The sequence below is a fragment of the Plantactinospora sp. A48 genome (genome assembly GCF_055793945.1).
Genome location: NZ_JBTIXF010000051.1, coordinates 17903 through 40983 on the forward strand (window position 1 = coordinate 17903; position 23081 = coordinate 40983).

General features: G+C 70.3%; 20 protein-coding genes. 16 read left to right on the forward strand and 4 right to left on the reverse strand.

Translation table 11 applies throughout. From position 1 onward, the window contains the following. Positions 1 to 232: 232 nt before the first annotated feature. Positions 233 to 3145, reverse strand: coding sequence for a hypothetical protein (locus ACXN5W_RS22725; protein WP_473160371.1), 2913 nt, complete (start codon positions 3143 to 3145; stop codon positions 233 to 235). Positions 3146 to 3305: 160 nt separating this feature from the next. Between ACXN5W_RS22725 and ACXN5W_RS22730 the strand changes: the two genes are divergently transcribed. Further along, positions 3306 to 3917 (forward strand): hypothetical protein, encoded by a 612-nt coding sequence (locus ACXN5W_RS22730; RefSeq protein WP_473160372.1) that lies wholly within the window; start codon positions 3306 to 3308, stop codon positions 3915 to 3917. 25 nt (positions 3918 to 3942) lie between these two features. Here the strand turns inward: ACXN5W_RS22730 and ACXN5W_RS22735 are convergent, their stop codons facing one another. After that, entirely contained in the window at positions 3943 to 5064 is a 1122-nt protein-coding gene (locus ACXN5W_RS22735) for a site-2 protease family protein (protein ID WP_473160373.1), read from the reverse strand. Between the two features lie 233 nt (positions 5065 to 5297). Here ACXN5W_RS22735 and ACXN5W_RS22740 point away from each other — a divergent pair, with 233 nt between their 5' ends. From ACXN5W_RS22740 to ACXN5W_RS22755, 4 genes are all read left to right on the forward strand, one after another. Continuing rightward, on the forward strand, positions 5298 to 5795 hold the full coding sequence (locus ACXN5W_RS22740) for a hemerythrin domain-containing protein (protein ID WP_473160374.1): 498 nt from the start codon (positions 5298 to 5300) through the stop codon (positions 5793 to 5795). A gap of 110 nt (positions 5796 to 5905) precedes the next feature. Further along, positions 5906 to 7426, forward strand: a complete 1521-nt coding sequence (locus ACXN5W_RS22745) for a magnesium chelatase (protein ID WP_473160375.1) — start codon at positions 5906 to 5908, stop codon at positions 7424 to 7426. Positions 7427 to 7428: 2 nt separating this feature from the next. Further along, the gene (locus tag ACXN5W_RS22750) at positions 7429 to 9399 is read left to right on the forward strand and encodes a vWA domain-containing protein (RefSeq protein ID WP_473160376.1); all 1971 of its coding nucleotides are present in this window, start codon (positions 7429 to 7431) and stop codon (positions 9397 to 9399) included. 124 nt (positions 9400 to 9523) lie between these two features. Then, positions 9524 to 10009, forward strand: a complete 486-nt coding sequence (locus ACXN5W_RS22755; protein WP_473160377.1) for a DinB family protein — start codon at positions 9524 to 9526, stop codon at positions 10007 to 10009. Positions 10010 to 10199: 190 nt separating this feature from the next. Here the strand turns inward: ACXN5W_RS22755 and ACXN5W_RS22760 are convergent, their stop codons facing one another. Continuing rightward, positions 10200 to 11351, reverse strand: coding sequence for a low temperature requirement protein A (locus ACXN5W_RS22760; protein WP_473160378.1), 1152 nt, complete (start codon positions 11349 to 11351; stop codon positions 10200 to 10202). 375 nt (positions 11352 to 11726) lie between these two features. Here ACXN5W_RS22760 and ACXN5W_RS22765 point away from each other — a divergent pair, with 375 nt between their 5' ends. From ACXN5W_RS22765 to ACXN5W_RS22810, 10 genes are all read left to right on the forward strand, one after another. Continuing rightward, positions 11727 to 12554 carry a type 1 glutamine amidotransferase domain-containing protein gene (locus tag ACXN5W_RS22765; RefSeq protein WP_473160379.1) on the forward strand — a complete coding sequence of 276 codons (828 nt, stop codon included), beginning with the start codon at positions 11727 to 11729 and terminating at the stop codon, positions 12552 to 12554. Between the two features lie 14 nt (positions 12555 to 12568). Further along, positions 12569 to 14209 carry a thiamine pyrophosphate-binding protein gene (locus ACXN5W_RS22770; RefSeq protein WP_473160380.1) on the forward strand — a complete coding sequence of 547 codons (1641 nt, stop codon included), beginning with the start codon at positions 12569 to 12571 and terminating at the stop codon, positions 14207 to 14209. 51 nt (positions 14210 to 14260) lie between these two features. After that, the gene (locus tag ACXN5W_RS22775; protein WP_473160381.1) at positions 14261 to 14692 is read left to right on the forward strand and encodes a Cif family virulence factor; all 432 of its coding nucleotides are present in this window, start codon (positions 14261 to 14263) and stop codon (positions 14690 to 14692) included. Positions 14693 to 14779: 87 nt separating this feature from the next. Further along, complete coding sequence (locus ACXN5W_RS22780) at positions 14780 to 15211, forward strand: nuclear transport factor 2 family protein (protein ID WP_473160382.1); 432 nt, start codon at positions 14780 to 14782, stop codon at positions 15209 to 15211. 1 nt (position 15212) lies between these two features. Continuing rightward, positions 15213 to 15665, forward strand: a complete 453-nt coding sequence (locus ACXN5W_RS22785; RefSeq protein WP_473160383.1) for a nuclear transport factor 2 family protein — start codon at positions 15213 to 15215, stop codon at positions 15663 to 15665. Between the two features lie 31 nt (positions 15666 to 15696). Continuing rightward, the gene (locus ACXN5W_RS22790; protein ID WP_473160384.1) at positions 15697 to 16092 is read left to right on the forward strand and encodes a nuclear transport factor 2 family protein; all 396 of its coding nucleotides are present in this window, start codon (positions 15697 to 15699) and stop codon (positions 16090 to 16092) included. Next, on the forward strand, positions 16089 to 17678 hold the full coding sequence (locus tag ACXN5W_RS22795) for a GMC family oxidoreductase (protein ID WP_473160385.1): 1590 nt from the start codon (positions 16089 to 16091) through the stop codon (positions 17676 to 17678). Before ACXN5W_RS22790 ends, ACXN5W_RS22795 begins: the two co-directional genes overlap by 4 nt. Continuing rightward, a complete protein-coding gene (locus ACXN5W_RS22800; protein WP_473160386.1) occupies positions 17671 to 18276 on the forward strand; it encodes a DJ-1/PfpI family protein in 606 nt (201 codons plus the stop codon). Before ACXN5W_RS22795 ends, ACXN5W_RS22800 begins: the two co-directional genes overlap by 8 nt. Beyond that, positions 18273 to 18734: a VOC family protein gene (locus tag ACXN5W_RS22805; RefSeq protein ID WP_473160387.1), complete on the forward strand. Its 462-nt coding sequence runs from the start codon at positions 18273 to 18275 to the stop codon at positions 18732 to 18734. The genes ACXN5W_RS22800 and ACXN5W_RS22805 overlap by 4 nt, the downstream gene beginning before the upstream one ends. Before the next feature lie 76 nt (positions 18735 to 18810). Further along, on the forward strand, positions 18811 to 19833 hold the full coding sequence (locus ACXN5W_RS22810; RefSeq protein WP_473160388.1) for an aldo/keto reductase: 1023 nt from the start codon (positions 18811 to 18813) through the stop codon (positions 19831 to 19833). 121 nt (positions 19834 to 19954) lie between these two features. Here ACXN5W_RS22810 and ACXN5W_RS22815 read toward each other — a convergent pair whose 3' ends face one another. Then, a complete protein-coding gene (locus ACXN5W_RS22815) occupies positions 19955 to 21127 on the reverse strand; it encodes an IS701 family transposase (RefSeq protein ID WP_473160389.1) in 1173 nt (390 codons plus the stop codon). Between the two features lie 979 nt (positions 21128 to 22106). On the opposite strand from ACXN5W_RS22815, the gene ACXN5W_RS22820 reads away from it, so the two are divergent. After that, positions 22107 to 23054 carry an NAD(P)/FAD-dependent oxidoreductase gene (locus ACXN5W_RS22820; protein ID WP_473160390.1) on the forward strand — a complete coding sequence of 316 codons (948 nt, stop codon included), beginning with the start codon at positions 22107 to 22109 and terminating at the stop codon, positions 23052 to 23054. The last annotated feature ends 27 nt before the right edge of the window (positions 23055 to 23081 follow it).

Below are 23081 nucleotides of genomic sequence, written 5' to 3' on the forward strand. Positions count from 1 at the left end.
TTACGGCCCTGACCTGGCATTTCCTGTCCATGGACGATAGCGACCAGCAATCCATTGCTGTGGCGCGATCCTCGGAATTTGACACAGAATTGACTGATCGGTGGGATTGACCGAAAAGAGGCTGTGGGGAAGTGTCCGGACCCGAAGTCCAGGCACTTCCCCACAGCCGATCGCAGTCCGGACCGTTCCATGCCGTCTCGGCGTGCCGACACCACGAGGTCCGGCAGCGGGGTCAACCGTCCGTCACGGTCCCGCCGATCATGCCGAGCGGGATCGGGGGGTCGCGGAAATCGCTCAGGAACGCGTACCCCTGGAACTGGACGTGCTCGGCCTCCTCGACCAGCCCGTCGGTCACGGTCGGCAGGAGCATCAGGTCGGTCGTGACGTCGCCCGGTTCGACCAGGCCGTACAGCGTCAGTCTGGTCTGCGAGAGTGGCCGGGACGGCTCCGGGTCCTCCCCGCTGGCCGTGGTGAAGAACTCCGGGTCGAGGTCGGTGGTGGACAACTCCGGCCCGGCGGCCGGCGCCCGTGGCTCGAACATCAGGACGAGGTAGTCATCGACCGGCGCGGACAGCCGCACGGTCCAGGTCAGCACGGCGCCCTCGGTCGCGGTCGCCGTGGCCGGGGTGAAGGCGAGGGTCGGTGCCGGATCGTCGTTGCGGGCCTGGACACCACCGCTGTACCAGCCGATCATCGTGCCGCGCAACGCCTTGGCGGACAGGTCGTAGTGCCTGTCGGTGCCATAGCGGGTGTTGCCGGTGACCTCGACCGGCACGGTGAACGTCCTCGTGTCCGGCCTGATGTCGACGACCCAACTCCGGGCCGCGTACGTGGACGGATCGATGAGGAACATCCGGATCTTTCCGACGCCGCGACCCCGCACGGTCACCGGCACCTGGTAGGTCCGGGTGCCCGCGTCGCCCTCGTCCGTGGTGAGCAGGCCGATGTCGATCCGGGGCAGCGCCGCCGGCAGCGGCGCCGGGGTGCCAGGCCGCCAACCCCAGGCGTCGACCAGCCATGCCGGCCCGGTCCCGCCCGTGCGGACGAGTTCCAGCCGGGCGATGGCGCCCAGCGGGCGCGGCACCGGCACCCGTACCTCCTGCGCCCAGTACGACGCCGTGGCGTCCGTCCCGGGCAGACCGTCGACCCGGACGTCGCCGAGGCGGGTCCGCTGTCCACGGGTGTCCACCACGGCGACTCCGAAGCGGTTGCCGGTCGAGTTGGGCGGCACGATCAGCCGCAGGGCGAGCGACCGTGCCGTACCCACTGACACCGGCCGGGCCGGTCGGATCGTCGTCGTGCCGGCGCCGTCCAGCAGCACGGCGTACCGTCCGGCCTCGGCGACCATGCCGCGGAACCCGACGAAGTGCGGCGAGGGCTCGACGTACCTGTCGTGGACCAGGCACGCCGTCGAGGCGACGTCGGTGACCTCGGCACAGATCCGGCCGTTGGTCACCGCCAGCGAGGGATCGGGGATGATCGCCGGGGTACGGGCCCCGCCGATCGCGTGGCTCAGTACCCGCGCCGGGTCGGCCGACGGGGCCCGTACCCCGCTGCCGTCCAGTAGCGGACGGGCCCGGTCGTCGCCGGCCACGAACAACCGAGCCGCCGTCGCGATGTACGTGGCTCCGACGTTCTGCTGTTGGGTGGGGGTCAGCCGGGTCGGCTGGCCGGCCGAACACAGCGGGTCGTCCACGCCGCGGTAGTCGAAGTCGTCCATCGCCGGCGCGACCGCCTGACCCGGGGTCCACTCGGTGTTGAAGAAGTTGTGGTTGGCGCCGATGACGTAGAGCGCGCTGTGCAGCGCCCGGCCGCCACCCACCCCGCGGGTGGCGTCCACGTACAGCTGACCCTCCAGGTCGGAGACGTCGCCGTCACAGCCCGGCAGCACGCTCGCCGAGGGTACGTCCGGCGCCGGGTCCTGGCCGAAGCTCGTCGGTCCGATCAGCAGCAGGCCGCGAATGCTCCACCGAACCCGGCCGGGATACCCGTCCAGACCCGCCGGCGGTGGGTTGAGGCTGTCCAGGGCGGCGCGGCTGACCCCCTCACCGCCTCGGGAGTGTCCCATCAGGAACACCCTCGACATGTCCGCCGGTGGCGCGGCCCGGACGATAGCCGGGGCGGCGCCGCGGTCCTGACTGGTCTGCCGGGTCCGGTCGGTCTGGCCTGCTCGGTCGGTCTGACCTGCCCGGTCCGTCTGGTCTGGCTGGGCCGCCCGGCCTGGCTGGCCGGCCCAGTCGGCCCAGTTCGCGAGGTGCAGCCGGACGAGCGACGAGCGGGCCTGGGCGCCGCCGTCGATGAGGTAGCCGTCCTGTCCGTTGATGCCGTTCGCCGAGATCGAGACGGTGAGGTAGCCCTGTGAGGCGAGCAGCCGCTGCGCCTGGAGGTAACCCCGGTAGCTGGGTATCGGCTCGGTTCCCGGCGGGCACGGCCAGTCAACTGTCGCTCCGGCCGGGTCGGGTCCGTCGAAGCACGTGTCATGCCGTCCGTGCAGGAACAGGGCGAGTGGCCGGGGGCCGGCCGCGTCGACCGGCGCGACGACGACGGCGCGCATCTCCACCGGCGCCGGAAGGTCCGGCAGTTTCACCTCGGGCAGCGAATACTCGCCGGTGATCGTGCTGTACCGGCCCGGGACGCCCGGGTCGATCCCGGCCGGTGGTTGCGCCGGAGGCATTACCGGGGTGGGACGGTCGCGCCGCGCCGGCGTCGCCGGCGCGTCCAGGCGCCGGCCGCCGGCCCGGACCCGCAGGTCGGTGAGCCGGCCAGGCAACTCCAACTGGAACGTACGCCGATCCTTCGCCGGCCGGGCCTGACCAAGCAGCGTGTCGCCGGAGTAGAACTCGACCCGGGCGTCGCCCGTCGGAACCGGGCGGGGGGCGGTCCAGGTCAGCCTGCCGTCCCTGATCGTCCAACCGGGCGGCAGGGTTCTGACCGACGCGGACCCCGAGGTCGGGTCGGACCCCGTGGTGGACCTGGCCACCACGGTGGACGGGGAACCCGTTGTGGACGCCGACGCCGTGGCGGGTACGGCCGGCGTGGTGGATTCGGCCGCCACCCGGGGCTCGGCTGGGCCCGCCCACGCCGGCCCGGCAGGGCCGATCAGTGCCGCCACGACGGTGGCGGTCAGAGCCAGGATTCGTCGCATAAGGCCTGTCTATCCCACCCAGGCAAGGCCGTCGATGTTTCGGGTCCCAGGGCGCATCCGGTGCCTGACGTCTATCGAGCGGCCTTATCGGTGGATTTCCGGCCCATCACGGAATTCTCTCCCATAGTGTTGGCGCACACGGATCGGCCTGGGAGGCGGGGTGGAGGAGAAGGAGCGTGAGCAGGCGCTGCTCACCGCGTTGACCACCGAGCACTTCGTGCTGCAGACCAGCCGCGGGGCCACCATCTCCGAGTCGGTGGGCCGGGCCACGATCTTTCTCTCCACCGTCTCGGCCGCACTGATCGGGTTGGGTTTCGCGGCCGGCCGGAGCACCCTGATCGCCCCCTACCTCGGTGCCGCCCTGCCGAGCCTGATCGCGCTCGGCTGGCTCACCTTCGTCCGGCTGGTGGAGACCAGTGTGGAGAACTACATCAATCTCGTACGGCTGCGCGAGATCCGGGCGTACTATCACCGGCACTTCGCGCAGGGCACGGAATTCTTCGCCGACGCGGTCGTCGAAGGGGGAAAGGCGGCCTGGGAAATCACCGGTTCGCACAGCACCGGACGATGGCGGGAGATGCCGTACACGAGCGCCGCCCTGATCGGCGCGATCGACTCCCTGCTGCTCGGGCTGGCCGCCATCCTGCTGCTCGGCCCGGTGCTCGGCGCGCCCGGGTTGGCGGCGGTCCCGATCGGCGTGCTGGTGGTGCTGCTCAGCTTCGTCGGGCATCTGGTCTACATCCGGCACTCCTTCGACCGGGTCGGCAACTGACCCGCGCAGCCGCGCCCGGCGTTGGTCAACTCCGTAGCGCACCGCGCTGGGCCGCCCGGCTGATGTCGCTGGGCGACACGATGCCGACGAGCTGGTCGTCCACCACCACCAGGGCGCGGCCGTCGGCGCACTGGTTGAGCCGGGGCAGCAGCTCCAGCAGCGGTTCGTCCGGCCGGGCCAGCACCAGTTCGTCCCGGGGGCAGGAGACCGCGCCCAGCGTCGTACCGGAGCGCTGGTCGGCCGGCACCCCGCGGACCCGGTCCAGGGTGACCAGGCCGACCGGACGGCCGTCGACGACCAGAGGCAGCGCCGAGTGCCGGTACGCCCACAGGTAATGGTCCACGAAGTCGGCGACCGTCACGTCCGGGGTCACCGACTGGGGCTGGCCGGTCATCACCTCCGACACCCGTACCCCGGACAGCGCCCCGCCCACCCGGACCTGCCGCTCCTCGGCGACCGCCGCACCCACCAGGAACCAGCCGATCAGCGCCAGCCAGAGGGCCCCGAGCGCGGCACCGGTGACGAACTGCCACAGCCCGACCGCGATCAGCAGGGCGCCGAGCACCCGCCCGGCGCGGGCCGCCGCGATCGCCGCCCAGGTCCGGTCGCCGCGCCAGCGCCACAGCGCGGCGCGCAGCAGCCGGCCACCGTCCAGGGGTGCCGCCGGCAGCACGTTGAAGACCGCGAGGATCAGGTTGATCCCGGCGAGCCAGGCGAACGCCCCGAACACCAGGCCACGTTGGTCGGTGGCGGCCAGTCCACCGGCGACGGCGCCGAACACGCCCGCGACCAGCAGGCTGACCAACGGGCCGACGCCGGCGATCCGCAACTCGGCACCGGGGGTACGGGCCTCTCCGCGCAACTGCGCCACCCCACCGAACAACCACAGTGTGATGCCCTGCACCTCGATTCCGTTGCGCCTGGCGATCACGGCATGTGACACCTCGTGGGCCAGCAGCCCCAGGAGGAACACCACCGCCGCGGCGACCCCGGCCAGCGCGTACGCCCAGCCGGGGTGTCCGGGGTAGGCCCGGGGGAACTGCACGCCCGCCAGGCCCCAGACGAGGAGGCCGAAGATGACCACCACGCTCCAGTTGACGCCGACCGGTACGCCGGCGATCCGGCCCAGCCGGAAGCTCGCCCCCATGTGGCATGCATACCCCGGCGTACCGCGATCACGCCAGGTGCGCGAATCCCCACCGGTCGGTGACGGACCCCGTCGGAGCCGCGCGCGTCACAGCGGGGCCCCGTCGCTGCCGCTCCCGCCGGAGTCGGGTGCGTTAAGCGGGGCCCCTTCCTCTACCGGAAGCGATAGCAGGGGGCCCTTCCTTCCGGGGTAGCGTCGGGGCAGCCGTTCTCGACCGAAGGGGTAGGTCCCGCATGGACGACATCACCGCGCTGATCCTCGACGACCACCACGCGTTCCGGGTCGGCTTCGCCCGCCTCGACGACGCCCGGGACGAGGCCGAGCTGCGGGCGATCTGGGACGATCTGGCGCTGCACCTGGACATCCACGCGGAGGCCGAGGAGACGATCCTCTACCCGCACCTGGTCAAGCACGGTGACGACGGCGAGGACGAGACCGACGACGCGATCCGGGACCACAACAAGATCCGGGACGCGATCGAGGAGGCCCGACGGCACCCGGTCGGCTCGGACGGCTGGTGGCAGGCGGTTCGCCAGGCGCGTAGCGAGAACAGCGAGCACCTGGCCGAGGAGGAGGACGGCGCGCTGCCGGACTTCCGCCGGCACGCCGGCACCGAGCTGCGGACCGAGCTGGGCGCCCGGTGGCTGACGTTCTACGGCGAGCACCCCCGGGGCCGTGGGCTGCGCTTCGCCGACAAGGACCCGAAGCAGTACATCGCCGACCACCGATGAAAGGAAGGGCCCCCTATTATCGCCTTTTGTATAGCAGGGGACCCCTATTAACCCGACAGTATCGGTCGGAGGTAACGCACTCGAAGTGCCGGCGAGCTAGCGTCGGTGGGGTGACGGAGACCTTCCACGCGCCGCCGGCCGAGCTGCCGGCCACCCTTGGCGAGCTACGCGCCGCCGGACACCGCTACAAGACCGTCAAGCAGGAGCTGCGGGACAACCTGCTGTCCCGGATGCGCTCCGGCGCCGAGCGTTTCCCGGGCATCGTCGGCTACGAGGACACCGTGCTGCCCGAGGTCGAGCGGGCGCTGCTGGCCGGGCACGACATGGTGCTGCTCGGCGAGCGCGGCCAGGGCAAGACCCGGCTGATCCGCAGCCTCGGCCAGTTGCTCGACGAGTGGACCCCGGTGCTGCCGGGCTCACCGCTCAACGAACACCCGATGCATCCGGTCACCCCGGCCGCGATCACCGCGGTGGCCGAGGCGGGGGACGACCTGTCGATCTCCTGGCTGCACCGCTCCATGCGGTACGGCGAGAAGCTCGCCACCCCGGACACCAGCGTGGGTGACCTGATCGGCGATGTCGACCCGATCCGGATCGCCCAGGGCCGGACCCTCGGTGACCCCGAAACGATCCACTTCGGTCTGGTCCCGCGGACGAACCGGGGCATCTTCGCGGTCAACGAGTTGCCCGACCTGGCCGAGCGGATCCAGGTGGCCCTGCTCAACGTGCTGGAGGAGCGGGACATCCAGGTCCGCGGCTACCAACTGCGGTTGCCGCTGGACCTGCTGCTGGTGGCCAGCGCCAACCCGGAGGACTACACCAACCGCGGCCGGATCATCAGTCCGCTCAAGGACCGGTTCGGGGCCGAGATCCGTACCCACTACCCGCTCGACCTGGAGCTGGAGATCGCGCTGATCCAGCAGGAGGCCGAGTTGGTCGCCGAGGTGCCGGGACACGTGCTGGAGGTGCTGGCCCGGTTCGCCCGCGGGGTCCGCGAGTCGCCCTCGGTGGACGCCCGGTCCGGGGTGTCCGCCCGGTTCGCCATCGCCGCCGCCGAGACCGTCGCCGCCGCCGCGCTGCGCCGGGAGGGCCTGTTGACCGGTACGGCGGCCGCCGAGTCCGAAGCGTTAACCGGGGACCCTTCCTCTACCGGAAGCGATAACAAGGGGCCCTTCCTTTCAGCCGTGGCGCGGGTCGGGGATGCCGTCTCGGTGACCAGCACGCTGCGGGGCAAGGTCGAGTTCGAGGCGAACGAGGAGGGCCGGGAGATCGAGATCCTGGCCCATCTGCTGCGGACGGCCACCGCCGAGACGTTCCGGGCCCGGCTGTCCGGTCTGGACCTGTCCGGGTTCACCGGGCTGGTCGCCGAGGGTGAGGTGGTGGAGACCGGCGAGCTGGTCGGCGCGGCGGACCTGCTGCGGCAGGTTGGCACGGTGCCGGGCCTGGCCAAGGTGCTCGAACGGCTCGGCCTGGGTGACGCGCCGACGCCGGGCGAGGCCGCCGCCGGAATCGAGTTCGTGCTGGAAGGGCTGCATCTGACCCGACGGTTGGCCAAGGATGTCACGGACGACGGCCGGACCCGCTACGGCGGCCGGGACACCGGCGGACGATCCACCGGGGGACGGGGCTGATCGTGGCGACCGGCAACCGGTTCCGGTACGGGGCCTGGCGGGGTGGCCCCGATCCGCTGGCCCCGCCGTACGACGTGCGGGCCGCCGTCGACGAGGTCGGCGCCGAGGTGCTGGCCGGCGGCAGCCTGCGGGACGCGCTGCGCAACCTGCTGCGGCGCGGCCCGCGCGGCGGTGCCGGCCTGGACGACCTGCTGTCCCGGGCCCGGCGGCTGCGCCGGGAGGCGATGCGGCGGGGCAACCTCGACGGCGCGGTGACCCGGTCACAGGCACTGCTCGACCAGGCGCTGGCCGCCGAGCGGGACGAGTTGCGGGGCCGGGACGACGAGGCGGCCCGGTTCAACGAGGCGGTCCTGGACAGTCTGCCCCGGTCCACGGCGCGGGCCGTCGAGGAGTTGTCGACGTACGACTGGGCCAGTGACGAGGCGCGTCAGACGTACCAGCAGATCCTCGACGGTCTCCGGGGTGAGGTGCTGGAGCAGCGGTTCACCGGGTTGCGGGACGCGCTGCAGTCCTCGGCCACCGATCCGAACGCCCAGCGCCGGCTCGGCGAGCTGATGCACGATCTGAACGATCTGCTGGCGCGGCACGGCCGGGGCGAGGACACCACCGACGCGTTCGCCGAGTTCATGCGCCGGCACGGGGAGTTCTTCCCGGAACGACCCGAGTCGGTGGACGAACTCGTCGACGTGCTGGCCCGGCGGGCTGCGGCGGGGGAGCGGCTGATGCGGTCGCTGTCACCGCAGCAGCGGGAGGAACTTGCCGGGTTGATGGCGCAGGCCCTCGGCGACGGGCTGGCCGCCGAGATGGCGGCGCTGGACGCCAACCTGCGCTCGTTGCGTCCCGATCTCGGCTGGGGCCGGCGGGAGCGGGTCCGGGGCGACCAGCCGCTCGGCTACGGGGAGGCCACCGGCGCGCTCGGGGAGATCGCCGACCTGGACGATCTGCTCGACCAGTTGGGTCAGGAACATCCCGGTGCCACCCTGGACGACGTCGATGTCGAGTCGGTGCAGCGGAACCTCGGCCGGGGCGCCGCGGACGACGTACGCCGGCTCCAGGAGCTGGAGCGGGAGTTGCGCCGGCAGGGCTGGGTGAGCCGGACCGGCGAGGGTCTGACGCTGAGCCCGAAGGCGCTGCGACGGCTCGGTGGGACCGCGTTGCGGACCGTCTTCGCCGAACTGTCCGCCGGGCGGCGCGGCCAGCACGACCTGCGCTCCGCCGGGGCCGCCGGGGAGATCACCGGGGCGTCCCGGCAGTGGGAGTACGGCGACGAGCAGCCGCTGGACGTGGTCCGGACCATCGGCAGGGCGGTCCGGCGGCGTGGGCCGGGGGTGCCGGTCCAGCTCGACGTCGAGGATTTCGAGGTGGTGGAGACCGAGGCGCGGACCTCGGCCGCGGTGGCGCTCTGCGTCGACCTGTCGTTCTCGATGGTCTCCGAGGGACGTTGGGGGCCGATGAAGCAGACGGCGCTGGCCCTGTCGCATCTGGTGGCCACCCGGTTCCCGCAGGACGCGCTGCAGATCATCGGGTTCGGGCCGACCGCCATGCCGCTCACCGAGCGGGAGCTGGCGGCGGTCGAGCCGGACATGGTGCAGGGCACCAACCTCCAGCACGCGCTGCGGCTGGCCGGCCGGCACCTGCGCCGGCACTCGGGTTCCGAGCCGGTGGTGCTGGTGGTGACCGACGGCGAGCCGACCGCGCACCTCGACCCGGACGACGGCGAGGCGATCTTCCACTGGCCGCCGCTGCGGGAGACCATCGAGGCCACCGTCGTGGAGGTGGATCACCTGACCCGGTACGGCACGACGCTCAACCTGTTCATGCTGGGCGAGGATCCGGGGTTGCGCCGGTTCGTCGACGCGGTGGCCCGACGCAGCGGCGGTCGGGTCCTCACCCCCGACCCCGAGGACCTGGGCCGGTACGTGGTGGCCGACTACCTGCGGGCCCGCCGGGGTCGCGGCCGGCGCGCGGCCTGACGAGCCGGAAAGGAAGGGCCCCTTCTTGTCGCTTTCGGTATAGGAGGGGGCCCTTCCTAACCCTGCTGTCCTCGTAGCCCGAACTCCATGATCAATGAGGTGGCCGGGTCATAGGCTCGACGGCATGGACACGGCGGTGCTGCGCGGGGCGTACGAGGTGCTGCTGACCGAGGTGGCGGCCGGCGGTTTCGGGCCGCCACCCCGGGGTGACTGGAGCGCCGAGCAGGTGGTGGCGCACCTGACGCTGAACGATGACCTGCTGGTCGCGGCGACCGAGGCGGTGCTGTCCGGCGCTCCGTGGGCGTACTACGACCACGACGCCGTGCGTACGCCGCAGGTGACCGCGCTGGTGGCCGAGTGCGGCGATCTGGCCGTGCTGACCGACCGGCTCCGGGCCAGCAGCGAACGGCTGTGCGCGCTGGTGGCGCGGCTGGATGCCGACACCGCCGACACGCCCGTGGAGACACACCTGCGCGATGGCGATCGGATCGTCGTCGACGGGTCACTGCCGTGGGGCCGGGTGCTGGACATCCACGAACGGGTCCACCTGCCTGCGCACACCGATCAACTCCGCGTCCTGCGCCGCGCCGGCGGCGCCGCACCGCCCTGAGTCACCGCCGCCGGATCGGCAGGCGGCCCGGGACCATCCGCCCGGCCGGGCCACCGCCGTCGAGACCGTCGCGCCACCGCCACCGCCACCGCCACGGCCACCGCCAACCAGCCCTCGGCAACCGGGGGCCGGCTGCCGGCCCTCGACCGCCGACCGCCAACTGGCGGTGGCGGTGGCGGTGGCGGTCCGGTCAGGTGGCGAGGGGCAGTTCCATTCCGGCTGCGCCGTGGCTGCGGGTGCGGTCGACGAAGGCGACCACCAGCAGGACGGCGTCGATCAGCACCAGGGCCACCGCGGCGGGAACCACCTCGGCGACCGGGATGAGCGCCAGGCAGATCAGCCCGCCGATCAGGTGGTCGAGCCGGGGACGGTGACCGCGCCGGCCGCTGACCGCGCTGAGGCCGAGCAGGAAGATCGCGGCACCACCACCGAGGCCGATCGGATAGACGCCGTGCAGGGGGTGCGTCGGGTGCTCCATCACGCCGGTCAGCCCGACCGCCACCAGCACGATCCCGGCCACCAGTGGTAGGTGCAGGTAGCTGAACAGGTCGCGGGCCAGGTGCGCGCGGACCGGGCCGAAGGCGCGGGCCAGGACCTGCTCGTTGAGCCCGGCCTCCCAGTCGAAGTAGGCCCACCACAGACCGCCGATCGCGGCCAGTGCCAGCAGGATGGTCGCGGCGAGCAACGGGGTGATGGCCTCCTTGGCGTGCAGGATGCCGGCGCCGATGGCCACCACCGACTCGCCGAGGGCGATGATCATGAACAGCCCGTGCCGCTCGAAGAAGTGCCCGGCGTGGACGGTGAAGCCGCCGACGCCGGTGATCAGCGGGGTGCCGTAGTCGATCAGCACGGCCAGGCCCCAGAGCACCACCTGGATCCCGGACGGCACGAACACGCCGATGATCAGCAGTATCGCCGCGGCCATGTTGCCGGGGGCCAGGCGCAGGATGGCGGCCCGGTTGGCGCCGCCGGCCACGGCGAACAGCACCAGGTGCAGCGCGCGGACCACGAAGTAGCCGATGGCGAAGGCCAACGCGTCCCGTCCGCTCGCCTGGGGCACCGCCACCGCGACCATCAACATCGACCCCATCGCGGCCAGCACGACCGCGCGGGAGGCGACCGTGTCCGTCCGTACGGCGTTGGTGAGCCAGGCGTACGCGCCCCAGGTCCACCACAGCAGGGCCAGCACCAGCAGGCCGCGTCCGACGCCGGCCGCGTTGGGATGCTCGAGGATGAGCTCGGTGACCCGGGTGAGCGAGAAGACGAAGACCAGGTCGAAGAAGAGTTCGAAGGGCGACACCGGGCGTGGCGGCTCGGCGTGGTTGGCGGGGGCCTCGGTCATGAATGAGATTGTGGCATCGGAACCCCCCTGCGTAGGTACCGCTCAATGGTGCGTCGTGCCGGAAATCTTCGTCCTCGACCTACCACGCCGCCCGATGTGCCGAAGTGTCCACCCCAACCTGACGGAGTACGCCACACGGGCGCCCTCGACCGCTCATCGAGGCGGTCGTGAAGACGTCACAGCCGTTTTTTGACGGTGACCCGGTTAGTCACCACGGTGACTTGACGAAGATTGCCCGCGCACCCCGTGGCGTACGGCGGGCACCTTTTGCGGTCGTTGACTGCCCGGCGGCCGGGCCCGCAGTATTCGGTTACCAAAACCGACCGGCCCATTCCGGGGTCAGTGTCGCTGAATCCTGCGGACCGAGGAGTCGTGGTGACCAAGAAAATCCTCGTGGTGCTATCCGAATACGGGTACTGGGGTGAGGAACTCGTCGGCCCGCTCAGTGCATTTGACGAGCGCGGTTACGAGGTCGTGTTCGCGACGCCGAACGGCCATCGTCCCCGGGCCCTGCCGCCGAGTCTCGAACCCGATTTCCTCGACCCGCCGCTCGGCCGGAGCGTGGTGAGCCAGGAGGTGGCGAAACTCGCCCGCGAGGTGGACGAGTCCGACCGCCTGGCGAATCCGATCAGCCTCGCCGACTGGTTGCCCACGCGGCCCTATACCAGTGACGACGACTACCTGCGCAAGCTCGAGGCGTACAACCGCACGGTGGGCGACCAGCTCGAGGGCGAGATCGCCGAGTACGACGGCATCCTGATCGTCGGCGGCAGCGGCCCGATCGTGGACCTGGCCAACAACGGCCGGGTGCACGACCTGATCCTGGCGTTCCTGCGCAGCGACAAGGTGATCGGCGCCGAGTGCTACGGCGTCGCCTGCCTGGCGTTCGCCCGCGAATGGGAGTACCGGCAGAGCATCCTGTGGGGCAAGAACGTGACCGGGCACTGTAAGGAATACGACTACAAGGATGGCACCGGGTTCCTGAACACGGACTTCAACATGGGTCCGCCGCCGTATCCGCTGGAGTACATCCTGCGCGACGCCACCGGTCCCGATGGCGCTTACCACGGAAACTTCGGCCGGGAGATCTCGGTTGTCGTGGATTACCCGTTCGTCACCGGACGGTCGACTCCGGACTCGTTCCGCACTGGCGAGAAAATGGTCGCCATGCTGGAAGACGGTCTTCGCCGCTACGGCTGGTAAGAGAGGTGTACATCGTGCCCAGGCCAGGTAGAGAGGCGATAATCGAGCAGTTCCTCGCCGACGGTATCACGCATATGTTCGGTAATCCGGGCACCGTCGAGCAGGGCTTTCTCGATGCGCTGGAGCAATTCCCCGATTTCCACTACATCCTGACCCTGCAGGAGACCGTGGCGGCCGGCATCGCCGACGGGTACGCCCGGGCCACCGGCGGACCCGCGGTGCTGCAACTGCACAGCGGCGTCGGGCTCGGCAACGGCATCGGCATGATGTACCAGTCCAAGCGGGGCCACGCTCCGCTGGTGGTGGTGGCCGGTGAGTCCGGCGTGGCGTACGACGCCATGGACGCCCAGATGGCGGCGGATCTGGTGTCGATGGCGCGCCCGGTGACGAAGTGGGCGACCCGGGTGGTGGACCACCGCTCGCTGCTGCGGGTGCTGCGCCGGGCCATCAAGATCGCGATGACCCCGCCCCGGGGTCCGGTCTTCGTGGCGCTGCCGATGGACGTGCTGGACGCCCTCAACGACGAACCGGTGATCCCCACGGTCATCCCCGACACCCGGGTCCGTCCGGTGCCGGAGCTGATCGCCCGGGCCGGCGCGCTGCTGGCCGGGGCCGAGCGCCCGTTGCTGCTGGTCGGCGACGGTGTCTCGGTGTCGGGCGCCGAACCGGAGCTGCTCCGGGTGGCCGAGAAGCTCGGTGCCGACGTCTGGTTCGTCGACTCGTCCGAGGCGCACATGCCGGCGGCGCATCCGCTGACCCGGGGCCCGCTGGGGCACATGTTCGGCCCGGTCAGCCGCGCCGCGGTGGCCGAGGCGGACACGGTGCTGATCGTCGGGACGTACGTCTTCCCGGAGGTCTTCCCGGATCTGACCAGCCCGTTCCACCCGGACGCCCGGATCGTCCACGTCGATCTGGACGACTACGAGATCGCCAAGAACCACCCGGTGACCCTGGGGCTGGTGGCCGACCCGAAGCCGACGCTGGCCGCGTTGGCCGACACGCTGGACCGGCTGCGTACCCCGGAGCAGGACGCGGCGGCCCGGGCCCGGATCGAGCGGCGCAGCGCCGAGCGCGGCGCCGAGGAGCCCGGGGACAGGTTGATCGACGTCTTCCTGGCCGAGCTGGCCCGGCGGGCGCCGGAGGACCTGATGGTGTTCGACGAGGCGCTGACCGCCTCGCCGTACGTGGTGAAGCACCTGCAACCCGCGCGGCCCGGACACTACTTCCTGACCCGCGGTGGCTCGCTCGGGGTCGGCATCCCCGGCGCGGTCGGGATGAAGCTCGCCCACCCGGATCGACCGGTGGTCAGCTTCAGCGGCGACGGCGGAAGCCTCTACACGTACCAGGCACTGTGGACGGCGGTCCGGCACAACGCGCCGGCCTCGTTCGTGGTCTGCAACAACCACCGGTACGAGCTGCTGAACCTGAACATCGAGCAGTACTGGACCGAGCGCGAGATCCCGAACCACCCGTTCCCGCACTCGTTCGACCTGTCCCACCCGGAGGTCGACTTCGTCGGGCTGGCGCGGTCCTTCGGCGCGGACGGGATGCGGGTGGACAAGCCGGACCAGGTGGCCGAGGCGGTCGAGCGGATGCTCACCACCACCCGGCCGTTCCTGATCGACCTGCTGACCGACGACACGGTGCGGCCCTGAGGGTCGGCTCCCGGCCGGCCGCACCCCACCCACCCATCCAGGAGGGATGAGATGAGCTTCACCGAACAGGCGGTCCGGGCCATGGTGGCCGACTGGTACGTCGCGCTGGACCGGCACGTCGACCTCGACGAGGCGCTGCGCTACCTGGTCGACGACGGCCTGGAGATGCGGTTCCCCGAGGCCACCGCGCGCGGCCACGCCGGCTTCGCCGACTGGTACAAGGCGGTCACCAACCGCTTCTTCGACGAGGTGCACACGGTCACCTCGGTCGAGTTCACCGACCTGTCCGAGACGCGGGCCACCGTCAAGGTGGTCGTGAACTGGCAGGCGACCATCTGGAACCCGCCGGCGCCGAAGAGCGTGTGGCTGGGCTTCGACGCCTACCAGACCTGGGAGGTCGTGCCCGGTGCCGACGGCAGCCCGCTGATCAAGACGTACACCGTCGACGCCCTCCAGCCGATGCCCGGCTCGGCGTCGCTCTGACCACCGGCGTCCGGCCTTCGCCGGGCGTCGGAACGCGGCAACCGCCGCTCCTGGACCGCCCAGGAGCGGTACGACGAAGGAGGAGTCATGTCCAACACGGATCTCGTACTCAAGATGTACGAGTACTTCGGCAACGGTGACATGGACAAGATCAAGTCCGACATCTTCCACTCGGAGATCACCTGGGCGATGCCCGGTCACCACCCGCTGTCCGGGGTGATGAAGGGCGCCGACGAGGTCATCGCCTTCTTCGGCGACCTCTTCCAGGCCGGGATCACCGTCGACGACGTCCACTTCGGTGAGCTGGACGACGGCACCGTCGTGGAGAAGCACCACGGCCACGGCAACTCCGAGGGCCAGGAGTACCTGTTCCCGACCTGCACCTCGTACGGCGTCCAGGACGGCCGGATCAAGACCGTCCAGGTGCACACCGCCGACCAGCACGGCGTGGACCGGTACATGTGGTCGCGCTTCCAGCTCAAGGGTGTCGGCGAGCGCCTCTCCGCCGCGGTGGCCTGAGATGGCCGTCACCACGGAGCTGGTGGAGGCCGCGTACCAGGCGCTGGCCACCGGAAACCGGCAGGAGATCGAGCGGTACTGGGCCGAGGACATGCGGTGGCTGGTTCCGGGCAACCACCAGCTGGCCGGCTGGTGGGAGGGCCTCGACGGGTTCTTCGCCTTCATGGAGCGGGTCGGGAAGCTCTCCGGCGGCAGCTTCGTGATGACGCGGTCCGCCATCCTCCTCGCCGACGAGTGGTCGGCCGACGTGTCCTACAACGTCGGCACCCGCTCCTCGGCCCGGGACGGCAGCACCTCGCCGTACGACCGGCTGGAGATCGACGTGGTCCACCTGCTGCGGTGGCGCGACGACAAGGTCATCGAGGGTCGCGGCGCGATCTTCGGCGACGGCACCACCCTGTTCAACCAGTTCTGGTCGCAGTTGGGCACCGACGCCACCCGCGTCGGGGTCTGAAACCGGCCCACATATACGCGGAGGGGCACCGATGGACACCAGGGAAGTTGTGAACAGGTACTACGAGCTCGCCAACGCCGGTAGCTGGGACGCCTGGTGCGACCTGTTCGACGCTGATCAGGTGATGGACGAGCAGCTCGCCGGCCACGTGACCGGCCGGGAAACCCTGCGTTCGATGATGAAGGGCTTCCCGGAGATGTACGCGAGCTTCGCCAACCGGCCCCGGCACGTGGTGGTCGACGGCGACCAGGCGGCGGTGGTCTCCCACATCTCGGCGGTCACTCCCAGTGGGGGCCGGATCGAGGCGGATGTGGCGAACTACTTCCGGGTCACCGGTGGGCTGATCACGTACATGGCCAACTTCCATGACACGGTGCCCTTCCGCGCGGTCCTGTCCGGTGCCGCCACCGACGGAGGCCAGTCGTGAGCGTCGAGGAGTACGACTACGTCATCGTCGGCGGCGGCACCGCCGGGTCGGTGCTGGCCAACCGGCTCACCGAGGACCCGGACATCCGGGTGCTGGTGCTGGAGGCCGGTGGCAGCTTCATACCGGCCAATGTGGACGCCGCCCCGTTGTGGTACACGCTGCTCGGCAGCCCGGTCGACTGGGGTTACCAGACGGTGCCCCAGCCGGCCCTCGGCGGGCGCCGGGTCTACGAGCCCCGGGGAAAGCTGCCGGGCGGCAGCAGCAACCTCTACATCATGATGCACATCCGGGGGCACCGGTCGGACTTCGACAACTGGGCCTACCAGGGCGCCGCCGGCTGGTCCTACGACGACCTGCTGCCGTACTTCAGCAAGCTGGAGGCGCAGGAGGACGTGACCGACCCGCGGATCGGCACCACCGGTCCGCAGGTGGTGACGAACGCCGGCGGCCCGGACGCCAACCCGATGTCCCGGGTCTTCATCGACGCCTGCAAGGAACTCGGGCACCGTGAGGTCACCGACTTCAACGGCCCGGAGATGATCGGCGCCGGCTGGCACCACATCGACGTCAAGGACGGCAAGCGGCGGGGCGCGCTGGTGTCGTTCCTGGAACCGGCGCTGGCCCGGCCGAACCTGACGGTACGCACCGACGCCTACGCCCGGCGGCTGGTCTTCGAGGGCAGCCGCTGCGTCGGGGTGAACTACCGGCAGGAGGCACCGGCCGAGGCCACCGGCGAGGGCCGGCGGCTGCCGGGGATCGACCCGGCCGAGCCGGGTGACCGGGAGGTACGCGCCACCCGGGAGGTGCTGGTCTGCCTGGGCGCCATCGAGTCGCCGAAGCTGCTGCTGCTGTCCGGCCTGGGCGGCGCCGAGCAACTGCGCGGTTTCGACCTGCCCGTGGTGGCCGACCTGCCGGGGGTGGGGGAGAACTTCCACAACCACGTGCTCACCGGCGTGATCGCCGAGACCGTCGATCCGGTGCCACCGGGCCGGCAGAACCTGTCCGAGTCGGCGCTGTTCGCGCTCTCCCAGCCCGGGATGATCGCGCCCGACCTGCAGATGGCGTTCGTACACGTGCCGTTCGACATCATCGTCGGGCAGCAGCACCCGAACGCGGTGTCGATCCTGCCCGGCGTGGTCCGGCCCAACTCGCGGGGCAGCATCCGGCTCGCCTCGGCCGACCCGGCCGAGAAGCCGCTGATCGACCCGAACTACCTGGGCGACCGCTCCGACCTGGAGCGGATGGTGCAGGCGGTCAAGCTCAGCCGGGACATCTTCGCCACGTCCACCTTCAAGGGCCTGCTCAAGGGCGAGCTGCTGCCCGGTCCGGACGTGCGCACCGACCGTGAGCTGGAGCAGTTCGTCCGGAACCGGGCCGACTGCTACCACCACCAGGCCGGTTCGTGCCGGATGGGCATCGACGACCTGGCCGTGGTCGACCCGGCGCTGCGGGTCCGCGGTGTCGAGGGCGTCCGGGTGGTCGACGCCAGCGTCATGCCCGCCGTTCCGTCCGGCAACTGTCACACCGCGATCGTGGCCATCGCCGAGCGGGTCGCGGATCTGATCAAGGAGGCGCGTGATGGCTGACATCGTGCTGCGTGAGGGACCGCTGTCCGGGGCCAAGGTCGCCGTGCTGGTGGAGAGCGACTTCTTCGAGCCGGAGATCCACTACTACCAGCGCCGGTTCGCCGAGGAGGGCGCGGAGGTCCATTTCCTCAGCCGCCTGTGGGGCCAGCCGTCGCTGACGTTCAGCGGCCACGAGTGGCGGGCGCCGTTCACCGCGCACGAGAGCGTCGAGGGCATCGACGACGAGACGCTGCGCTCGTACGACGCGGTGATCGTGCCCTCCGGCATGGTCTCGGACCGGCTGCGGTACACCGAGGACGTCAACCAGCTGGCCCCCGCGGTGGATCTGGTCCGGCGGGCCTTCGCCGAGCCGTCGGTGCTCAAGGGCATCATCTGCCACGGCTTCTGGCTGCTGGCCCCGATCCCGGAGACCATCCGTGGCCGGAAGGTCGTCTGCCACAACAACCTGGTGGGCGACGTCCGCAACATGGGTGCCGAGTACGTCGACTCCGACGTCGTGGTCGACGGGGACGATCTGGTCACCGGCCGTACCGGGATGCACGCCCACCTGTTCGCCCGGGAGATCATCGACCGGCTCGTCGAGCGGCGCCGGTCGTGACGGCGCCGGCACCCGGGCTGCGCTGGTCACACGTCGCGCTGAACTGCGCGGACCAGCGGGTGACCGAGGAGTTCTACCACCGGTGGTTCGGCTTCGAGCGGGCCCGGACGGTGGAACTCGGGGACAGCCGGATCATCTTCCTCCGGCAGGGCGACGTCTACCTGGAGCTGTTCGACGGTCCGGAGGCGTCCCCGCTGGACGTCACGGGCGACGGGCCGCCGTACCGGGGCATCGCCCGGCACCTGGCCTTCCAGACCGACGACCTGGCCGCCTTCCTCGACCGGGTGGGCGACCAGATCCCGGTGTCGCTGGGGCCGCTGCACTTCGACGACTTCATCGCCGGTTGGCACAGTGTCTGGCTGACCGATCCGGACGGCGTGGTGGTGGAGGTCAGCCAGGGCTACCGGGACGAGGACGCACCCGCGGCCCGGCCGGAGCTCGCGCGCGGCTCGGCGTAACCCTGACGATGCGTAGCAGGCGTAGTCTCATCCGGTCACGACGAGGTGTTGAACGTAATGGACGGAGAGGCTGTCGGTGAGGTACCGAACGCTGGGCCGCAGCGGACTGCGGGTCTCGGAAATGATCCTGGGCACGATGACCTTCGGGGAGGACTGGGGCTGGGGTGCTCCGGTCGAGGAGTGTCGGAAGCTGTTCACCGCCTATGCCGAGGCCGGTGGCAACGTCATCGACACGGCGGACAAGTACACGGAGGGCGCGAGCGAGCGGATCGTCGGTGAGCTGATCAAGGCGGATCGAGACCGGTTCGTGGTGGCGACGAAGTACACGTTGTCCAGCGACGGAACCGACCCGAACGCCTCGGGCAACCACCGGAAGAACCTGGTCCGCTCGATCGAGCAGAGTCTCGAACGGCTCGACACCGACCGGATCGACCTGATGTGGGTGCACATCTGGGATCCGGCGACGCCGGTCGAGGAGATGATGCGCGCGCTCGACGATTCCGTACGCGCCGGAAAAATCCAGTACGTCGGCATCTCCGACACCCCCGGCTGGGTGATCTCCCGGGCCAACACCCTGGCCGAGTGGCACGGGTGGAGCCCGTTCGTCGGTGTGCAGCTGCCGTACAGCCTCCTGGAGCGGGACGCGGAGCGGGAGCTGCTGCCGATGGCCGAGTGGCTGGGGCTGGGGGTGACCGCCTGGTCGCCCCTGGCCCGCGGCCTGCTGTCCGGCAAGTTCACCCGGTCCACGCCGACCGTCCACACCCGGCTGAACGCCGCCGATGTCGGGGAGCGGGACCTACGGATCGCCCGGGAGGTGGACGCGGTCGCCGACGAGCTGGGGGTCAGCTCCTCGCAGGTGGCGCTGGCCTGGCTGGTGGCCGAGCATCCGACGGTCCACCCGATCATCGGGGCCCGGCGGCTGGACCAGCTCGTCGACAACCTGGGTGCGGTGGACGTCCAGCTTCCCGCCGAGGCGCTGCGGCGGCTGGACGAGGTCAGCCGGATCCAGCGGGGCTTTCCCGCCGATTTCATCTCCTCGATGCGGAACTTCGTCTACGGTCCGGTCGGCGACGACGTCGACATGCAGAGCCCGTACTGACACCTGGTGTCCTGTCACCCGGGCGGCGAACACCCCTCGCGCCGGGCCTGCCGAGCAGGCCCGGCGCGACCGGCGTCCGGCGGGGCCGGGTCGCGCGTGCGCGCCGTGTCGCGCGGGTCGGTCAGGAGACCGCGTAGTCGCTGGCCGGGCTGTGCCCGTCGGCGTCGTCCTCCACCTCGCCGGTGAGAAGCTGGTACGTGTACGCCGCGCTGGTGAGCGTCACGTGGTGGTGCCAGCCGGCGAAGGTACGGCCCTCGTGGTCACGCAGGCCGAACCGGTCGGCGAACTGTTCCAGTCGGGGACGGGCCTGGAGACGCTGTTTGGCCAGCGCGACCAGGCTCCGCAGCGAATTGTCGGCCATGTTGGTGATCCAGAAACCGCGCGGCCGGGACTTGCCCAGCGGCCACTCGCACAGCAGCACCCGGGTCGGCGCCTCGCCCGGTGGCCGTCCCCCGACGCCGTCCGAGACCGTGGCCCGGATGGGTATCCGGAGGAACTGGGAACGCATCAGGCTGTTGTGCTCGTGACGCCACTCGACCGTCTCCCGGGTCAGGTTGCCGATGCGGGCCACCAGGTCGCTCGCCGTGCCGTGCCAGGCCGCCGACGACCCGTCCGTGCCCTGGCCGGTCCGGCCGGGACGCTGTCCGGGCAACTCGCACCACATCCGTTGGGTCGGTCCGAGCTGCACCAGGTAGGGCTGGTTGCGCAGTTCGAGCCCGGTCAGGAAGGGCTCCACATTGCTCCGGTGGGCCGTGTCGGCCAGCACCGGTGCCGCGGGCATGCCCCATTCCAGGGCCATGTCGTCGAGCACCTCGATGTGGTACTGCCAGTAGGGGCGGGGCAGCTCGTGGTCGGGCATCCGGGCCCGTAGCCGGCGGTCCTCGTCCCGCCCCCAGGACTCCGGCACGATGAGCCGCCAGTTGATCGGTACGGTCACGTTGTCCGCGGTCAGGGTCACCGCGATCGCCATCTGGCAGTTGCAGACGCGGCCCAGGAACGGCACGTACTGGCGGTCGACGCCGGCCGAATAGCGGCCGTGCTTGGGAAAGTGGATCTCCTCGATCGTCCAGGCGCTGGGCTGGAGGTGCCGGACGAGGTGGGCCAGCAGGCGCTGGCGGATCGGCTCCGGATCCCATGGGCTCTGGTTGATGAACTGCTGGAGGGACTGCTCGCTGCGCCCGGGGGCGGTGGCGACGAGCCGCCTGATCGACTTGCGACCCTGGCAGTTGAGCAACCCGTAGAGGTACGTCTCGGCGGCCTGTCGCTGGTCGGTGCGGCCTAGGGTGGCGAACACGTCTCCACAGAACTCCTTAAAGTCCTTCTGGCCGGCTGAGGTGAATGATTGCAACGAATCGGTCACTTTGCCTACCCCCGAAAATTGACTCCCGTGGAAGATTATGCCGAGTCGTTGTAGGGGCTGGCTAGGTCTGTCCGATGTGGTGACTGTGTTGGATTGGCGTCTCTGTCAGGAATGAAGAGGAATGATCGCGATGGAAGATATGCTTTCACCTGGGCCGCCGGCCAGCGGTTCGAGGGCCTCGACGATCACCGCAGTCAAGTAGACGTCACCTTCGGTGACAGTACGTTGACGCAGGTGGCGGGGGGTGTGACCCGACCGGTGGGGACATTTTTCCTATTTGCTGGGGGATTCCACGCTGTCGGAGTCACGCTGCGGGATCCGCATAGTGGCAGTGACTGCCACGACGAACGGCTGAGTCTCGTTCATTCTTTCGCAGAAACTGACTGTCTGATCAGTCGACGGAAATCGACCGACCGGGCTCCTGATACACGCCATAAGACTCTCTGAAGAATGGCTGATATTTTGACGGTTGAATAGTCCCATTGACAAAGAGCAGTTAATCAAATTGACATGAAACCTTCATGATCTGCCGTCCTGACGCAGAGCGATCAATTCGGGGGTCACCTTGGGTGAGGGCGCCGCCGTCCACTTTGGTGCGTACCCGGTCGGTCGTCGCGCGGCCCCGGCCGCCGCTCGCCCGTCCTGCCGGTTCGTGCGGATGACCTGACGCATCGTACGCGAGAACTTGACGAAGTGCGTCACGACCTTCCCGGGGGACGTTTGAAGATGAATCCGTATGCAAAGCTCGGCTCGTGCCCTCAGTCCGGAGTCGGTGACGTTGTGTTACGGGCCACCGCCCGGCCATCGTGCTCAGGGCTGTGACGCGACCCCACCGTGACCGGAAATGCGGGCCATCCTGGCCGCCCGCGCCGTCGGGTCGGTCCGTCGCCAATTCAGACCCGGAGGAAGCACATTGACCACCCCCGACCACGCCCCCCGGGGCGGCAACGCCGATGCGCTGGTTGTCGGCGGCGGGCCGGCGGGGCTCTCCGCCGCCCTCTACCTCGCGCGCTACAACCGCAGCGTGCTGGTCTTCGACACCGGGCACGGTCGTTCCACCCATCACCAGAAGAACCGCAACTACCTCGGCTTCCCCGACGGGATCGCGACCATCGGCCTGCGTGAGCTGGCGCGGCGCCAGCTTGAGCCGTACCCGCAGATCACCTTCGCCCACCACGTCATCTCGCACCTCGAGGGGGACGGCGAGCGGGGCTTCACCGCGACCGGGCAGGGCGGGCACAGCTGGCACGGGCGGGTCGTGGTGCTGGCCACCGGAGTCCTGGACCACTTCCCGCACTTCCCGGGGTGGGAGGACTACGTCGGCCGCAGCATGTTCTGGTGCATCACGTGCGACGGGTACGAGAACCGGGGCCGCAACATCCTCGTGGTCGGGCACACCAACGCGGCGGCCGGCGAGGCGATGCAACTGCACAGCCTCACCGACCAGATCCGGCTGTTGACCAACAGCCACTCCAACGAGATCGAGCCGAAGTTCCGCAAGCGGCTCGACAACGCCAACATCGAGGTCATCGACGACCACATCCACGAGGTGGAGGGCGTCGAGGGCATGATGACCGCGGTCCTCACCCGGGGTGGGCGCCGGCTGGAGCTGGACTCGCTGTTCAGCATCCAGGGCGCGACGCCGGAGACCGGCCTCGCCAGGCAGCTCGGTGTGCGGCTGGCTCCCAGCGGGTGGATCGACGTCGACTCGGAGCAGAAGACCTCGGTGCCCGGCGTCTACGCCGCGGGCGACGTCACCGCGCTGCACTCCCACCAGGTGACCGCCGCCGTGCACGAGGGCGCCCAGGCCGCCTCGGCCGCCAACTACTTCCTGTACCCACCTGAGCTGAAGGCCGACTGAGGCCGACATTCGTGAAAGGACGGTCGG